The sequence below is a fragment of the Mesorhizobium sp. M1A.F.Ca.IN.020.03.2.1 genome, from assembly GCF_004023205.1.
GTDB lineage: Bacteria > Pseudomonadota > Alphaproteobacteria > Rhizobiales > Rhizobiaceae > Mesorhizobium.
On sequence record NZ_RZSV01000316.1, the window covers coordinates 1 to 5167 of the forward strand.

At 65.0% G+C, this 5167-nt stretch carries 6 protein-coding genes and 2 pseudogenes; all 8 read right to left on the reverse strand.

Annotation, left to right across the window (positions count from 1 at the left end):
- Nucleotides 1-136 (reverse strand): annotated as a pseudogene (locus EOA79_RS33900) (MFS transporter); the annotation flags it as partial.
- Nucleotides 133-627 carry a transcription antitermination factor NusB gene (gene nusB / locus EOA79_RS29370; protein WP_095824739.1) on the reverse strand — a complete coding sequence of 165 codons (495 nt, stop codon included), beginning with the start codon at nt 625-627 and terminating at the stop codon, nt 133-135. The gene nusB and the pseudogene EOA79_RS33900, both read right to left, overlap by 4 nt.
- Nucleotides 624-1118: a 6,7-dimethyl-8-ribityllumazine synthase gene (gene ribH / locus EOA79_RS29375; RefSeq protein WP_067000738.1), complete on the reverse strand. Its 495-nt coding sequence runs from the start codon at nt 1116-1118 to the stop codon at nt 624-626. Before ribH ends, nusB begins: the two co-directional genes overlap by 4 nt.
- A 429-nt stretch (nt 1119-1547) precedes the next feature.
- Nucleotides 1548-2165, reverse strand: coding sequence for a riboflavin synthase (locus EOA79_RS29380; protein ID WP_095824740.1), 618 nt, complete (start codon nt 2163-2165; stop codon nt 1548-1550).
- Between the two features lie 61 nt (nt 2166-2226).
- Entirely contained in the window at nt 2227-3354 is a 1128-nt protein-coding gene (ribD, locus tag EOA79_RS29385; protein WP_164893997.1) for a bifunctional diaminohydroxyphosphoribosylaminopyrimidine deaminase/5-amino-6-(5-phosphoribosylamino)uracil reductase RibD, read from the reverse strand.
- Nucleotides 3355-3356: 2 nt separating this feature from the next.
- On the reverse strand, nt 3357-3836 hold the full coding sequence (gene nrdR / locus EOA79_RS29390; RefSeq protein ID WP_059184872.1) for a transcriptional regulator NrdR: 480 nt from the start codon (nt 3834-3836) through the stop codon (nt 3357-3359).
- Between the two features lie 217 nt (nt 3837-4053).
- Nucleotides 4054-4641 carry a hypothetical protein gene (locus tag EOA79_RS29395; protein ID WP_095824860.1) on the reverse strand — a complete coding sequence of 196 codons (588 nt, stop codon included), beginning with the start codon at nt 4639-4641 and terminating at the stop codon, nt 4054-4056.
- 79 nt (nt 4642-4720) lie between these two features.
- A pseudogene (gene glyA, locus EOA79_RS29400) lies at nt 4721-5167 on the reverse strand (serine hydroxymethyltransferase); the annotation flags it as partial.

Consider the following 5167-nt stretch of genomic DNA (forward strand, 5'->3'; position numbering starts at 1 on the left):
GATATTGGCCGGCAAGCGCGCCGATGGAAATGGCGATCGGCGCGGCGGAACCGACGATCGCTTGCGCGGCCGCGAGGAGCACTGCCGTGCGGCGCGCTTCCCTGCCGGCGTCAGCGACGACTGCCGTGGCGGTCACGATGCGTCCTTGCCGCGACCCTCGCCCCGTACCCGGCGCGAGACACGGTCGAGCAGGGCGTTGACCAGCTTCGGCTCGTCTTCCTCGTAGAAGGCCTTGGCGATGTCGACATATTCCGACACGATCACGGCCACGGGCACGTCCTCGCGCTTCATCAGCTCATAGACGCCGGCGCGCAGGATGGCGCGCAGCGTCGAGTCCAGCCGCGACAGCGGCCAGTCGTCAGTCAGCGCCTGGCGGATGATCGGATCGATGGTCTTCTGGTTCTCGACGACGCCGGTCAGGATGGCGCGGAACCACTGCGGGTCGGCCTCGCGATAAAGTGCGCCGTCGACTTCCTTGCCGAGGCGGAAGGCCTCGTATTCGGCGGTGATCTCGAAAACACCGCTGCCGGCCACGTCCATCTGGTAGAGCGCCTGGACGGCGGCAAGACGGGCGGCACCGCGCTTGTTGGCGTGGCGCGCCGCACCGGTCTGGGCAGGATCGCTCACGATTGGGCTCCGAATTTCTCTTTGAGCGCGATCATGGTCAGCGCCGCGCGGGCGGCAAAGCCGCCCTTGTCGCCTTCGGTGCGCTTGGCCCGCGTCCAGGCCTGCGCATCGTTTTCGGTGGTCAGGATGCCGTTGCCGATCGCGACCGCTTCCTGCACGGAAAGATCCATCAGCGCACGGCTCGATTCATTGGCGACGATGTCGAAATGATAGGTGTCGCCACGGATGATGGTGCCGAGCGCGACGAAGCCGTCATAGTGTACGCCGCCCTCGCCGGCACCGTCCAGCGCGAAGGTGATGACGGCCGGAATTTCGAGCGAGCCAGGAACAGTCACGACGTCATAAGTGGCGCCGGCCTCGTCCAGCGCGCTGGTCGCGCCTTCGAGCAGCGCGTCGGCGAGGTCGTCGTGGAAACGCGCCTCGACGATAAGCAGATGCGCCTTCGCCTGCGGACGAATGAACGCTTTGCCGTGTTGGGATATGCCTGCCATAAACGTCTCCGGGGGTTGCCGGTGACTTAGGCCGAAGCCGGATCGATCGCAAGCACAAGATTGCCGCCCGACACAGCATCTCCCGACAGGTCCGGATCGCAAGCCGCGCGATCTTCCGGGGCTTTCTTCAGCTAGCGGGCAAAGCCTCGATGTCGAGATCGATGCTCGAGGGCCGATCACCCGCTCAAGCTTCAGTCCGACGCCTTCGAACAGGCGGGCATATTGTGCCCGCGTCCGCTCGAGGCCGCCTGTAACCGCCAGCCTGACCACATCGATGAATTTGATCTGATCGGGCTCGTTGTTCTTTGATCACTTAGACGTTGCCAGCCGGGGCGCCGCAGATCGCGTGAGCAGAAGGGAAGCTGAGGCGCCGGCGCGACGTGGCGCCTCAGCGATCCGCGCCGCCTCCCCGGAACCGGTCGGTTTCGCTCAAAGCCCCTGTTTCGCCGCCTCGGCGAGGCGCGCGGCATACCGGGCCATGGTATCGATCTCGATGTTGACGCGGTCGCCAGCCTGGCGCTCGCCCCAGGTAGTGACGCTCAGCGAGTGCTGGATCAGAAGCACATCGAAGCGCGTAGCTTCGACCTTGTTGACGGTAAGCGAGGTGCCGTCGAGCGCGACGGAGCCTTTCGGCGCGATGAACTTCGCCAGGTGACGCGGCGCCTCCAGCGTGAAGCGCACGGCATCGCCCTCTTCCCTGCGCTCCACGATTTTCGCCGTGCCGTCGACATGGCCGGAGACGATATGGCCACCGAGCTCGTCGCCGATCTTCAGCGCCCGTTCGAGATTGATCCTGGTGCCCGATTTCCAACCGGATGCAGTCGTCAGCCTGAGCGCCTCTTCCCAGGCTTCCACCTCAAACCAGCGCGCGTTCGAGCCGTTCTCGGGCAGCGCCGTTACGGTCAGGCAGACGCCGCCGCAGGAAATCGAAGCGCCGATCGCGATCGTTTCCGGGTCATAGGCCGTGTCGATGCGCAGGCCGACGCCTTCGCTGAGCGGCTTCACCGAAGCGACAGTGCCGACATCCGTAACGATTCCCGTAAACATCAGATCGTGTCTTCCAGTTTGACCATGCTCTTATCCGAAAACCATTTCCCACTTTTTGGGATCATGGTCTTACCCACTCGGCATAGCTGTCCTCGCCGAAGCGCATCTCACGCAATTTGCGGAATCCCGGCGCGATATGCGCAGCGTCGATCGGCGAGGCGATACCATCCTCGCCGATCGCCTCCGGTCCCTGGAACAGGACGATGCGGTCAACGAGGTCTTCCGCCAGGAAGGCCTCGGCTACCTTGGCGCCGCCTTCGACCAGCACGCTCGCCATGCCGAGGGCTGCAATATCCTCGAGCAGTTCCGGCAGGGCTACTTCGCTCTCGTAAGTTTCAGTGCCGATGAAGTGCACGCCCGCGCGTTCGAGCGCAGCCCGCCGCTGCGGGTCGGCCTCGGCGCATGCCGCGACATAGAGCGGGACACGATCCACCCCGGAAACGAGCTTCGACGACTCCGGCAGCCGGATCTGGCGATCGAGGATGATGCGAGCCGGGGAGCGGTTCTCCAACCCCGGCAGGCGCACGGTCAGCGCCGGGTCGTCCTCCAGCGCAGTGCCGATGCCGACGAGGATAGCGTCGGCCTCCGCGCGCATAAGATAGACTTCGCGCCTGGCGATCTCACCCGTGATGGCGACCTGGCCGGCGCCTTTGCGGCCGATCTTGCCGTCGCTCGAAAGCGCAAGCTTCAGCGTCACTTCGGGACGTTTCTTCAAAGATCGAATCAGATAGCCGGCCATCTGCTCGGCGGCCTCTGTGGCGAGCACCTTCTCCACGACCTCGATGCCGGCGGCGCGCAGCATGGCGTAACCCTTGCCGGAAACGCGCGGATCGGGATCGCTTGCCGCGCCGACGACGCGCGCAATGCCGGCATTGACCAGCGCGGCGGCGCAAGGCGGCGTGCGGCCGTGATGGGCGCAGGGCTCAAGCGTCACATAGGCGGTGGCGCCGCGGGCCAGTTCGCCGGCCTCGGCCAGCGCCTCGGTCTCGGCGTGCGGCCGGCCGCCGACAGCAGTGACGCCGGTGCCGACGATCATCGGGCCGGCGCCGTCGTCGCGCACGATGATGGTGCCGACGGAAGGGTTGGTCGCGGTGCGGCCGGCATTGCGGCGCGACAGCCGGATGGCCGCCGCCATGAAACGGCGATCAAGGGCTGCTTGCTCGGCCCCGCCCAATTGAGCTTTCGCCATGATCAGCCGGCGTCCTCTTCGGTCTTTTCTTCATCGCCCTTCAGTTCGCCCAGCAACTCGTGGAAATCCTTGGCTTCACGGAAATTGCGATAGACCGAAGCGAAGCGGACATAGGCGACGTCGTCGAGCGATTTCAGCGCCTCCATGACGAGCCGACCGACCTCGCCGGAGGCCACTTCCGTCTCGCCGGAGCTTTCGAGCTGGCGCACGATGCCGGTCACGGCGCGATCGATCCGCTCGGGGTCGACATTGCGCTTGCGCACCGCGATCTCGACCGAGCGCAGCAGCTTGTCGCGGTCGAACGGCACCTTGCGGCCGGACTTCTTGATGACGACGAGATCGCGCAGTTGCACGCGCTCGAAGGTGGTGAAGCGGCCGCCGCAGTCCGGACAGACGCGGCGCCTGCGGATCGCCGCGCCATCCTCGGCGGGACGCGAATCCTTCACCTGCGTATCTTCGGACTGGCAATAGGGGCAGCGCATGGAGAGCCTTGGGTTTGCGATTCAGAGCATGATCCCGAAAAGTTGCAGACTCTTCGGAGAAGATCATGCTTCAAAAACAAAATCTTAGAGCGAGATGGCGATTCAAGGAAGCGTCATCTCGCTCTGGTGAGCGGAAGGCTTGGAGCCTTTCATTTCTCAGAGATAGCGAGGCGCGAGAAAGATTGCCAGCGCCCTGCCCCTGTCGTGCCCGGTCGGTTCAGGGCGCGACGTCCTTGGTCGGGAATCCGCAGGACGTGCCGAGGTTGCGGTAGGCCTTGGTGAAGCCGTCCATCGGAATGCTGGCGACGGTCTGCTTGCCAAAAACAACATCGAGCGAGGTGACTTTGCGCATGGCGCGCAGCAGAGCGAGACTTGTCTTCGCCTGGTTGTCGACCGTCCAGCTGGGACGACCGCCGACGGCATTCGAATAGACTTTCGCGGAAACCTTGATGCCGGGGTCGCCGAAGGTCGCCGCGATGTCCTTGCCGGTCGGCAGGTCCTTGTTGTCGACGGCGATCATGATGGCGGGATAGGCATCCGGCGGCAACGCGTCGCCGGTCGAGATCGACAGCGTTAGCGTGCCAGCATTGCCGATGCCGTCGACGAAAGCTGCGGAGGCCGCGCAGGTCTTGTGCGCATCCTGCCCGGTGTCGAGCGTGTCGATGATCGTGGTCCATCTGCCGAAGGTGTTTGTGGCCGGCAAATTCGAATCCGGCTGCGCCTGCTCCTGCCCGGCCGCGCCGGACACGGCGAAACCGGCCAGCGAGCCGACCAGGGCCAAGGCGGCAAGATGGAAAATGCGCATCATCAAGTCTCCAGTTCGCGACGCCGCCCAATCAGGACGGCGCACTGCCGGCGGATAAAAGATGACGCGCGGCTTCCGGTCAACCGAGATAAGGATAGAGCGGGAAGCGATCCGTCAACGCCGTGACTTTGGCCTTGACCGCAGCCTCGACTGCCGCATTGCCCTCGTCGGAATTCGCCGCCTTCAGCCCGTCCAGCACCTCGGCGATCAGCTTGCCGATCTCGCGGAACTCGGCCTGGCCGAAGCCGCGCGTGGTGCCGGCCGGTGTGCCGAGGCGAACGCCGGAGGTGACGAACGGCTTTTCGGGGTCGAAGGGGATGCCGTTCTTGTTGCAGGTGATGTTGGCGCGGCCGAGAGCCGCCTCGGCGCGCTTGCCGGTGGCGTTTTTCGGGCGCAGGTCGACCAGCATCAGATGGTTGTCGGTGCCGCCCGACACGATGTCGAGGCCGGTTTCCTGCAGGCTCGAAGCCAGCGCCTTGGCGTTGGCGACGATGCTCTCGGCATAGGCTTTGAAGCTCGGCTTCAG

Coding starts and splice junctions, on each gene's coding strand:
- ribH (WP_067000738.1), bottom strand. CDS start 1,118: ATGGCAGGCATATCCCAACACGGCAAAGCGTTCATTCGTCCGCAGGCG.
- EOA79_RS29380 (WP_095824740.1), bottom strand. CDS start 2,165: ATGTTTACGGGAATCGTTACGGATGTCGGCACTGTCGCTTCGGTGAAG.
- ribD (WP_164893997.1), bottom strand. CDS start 3,354: ATGGCGAAAGCTCAATTGGGCGGGGCCGAGCAAGCAGCCCTTGATCGC.
- nrdR (WP_059184872.1), bottom strand. CDS start 3,836: ATGCGCTGCCCCTATTGCCAGTCCGAAGATACGCAGGTGAAGGATTCG.
- EOA79_RS29395 (WP_095824860.1), bottom strand. CDS start 4,641: ATGCGCATTTTCCATCTTGCCGCCTTGGCCCTGGTCGGCTCGCTGGCC.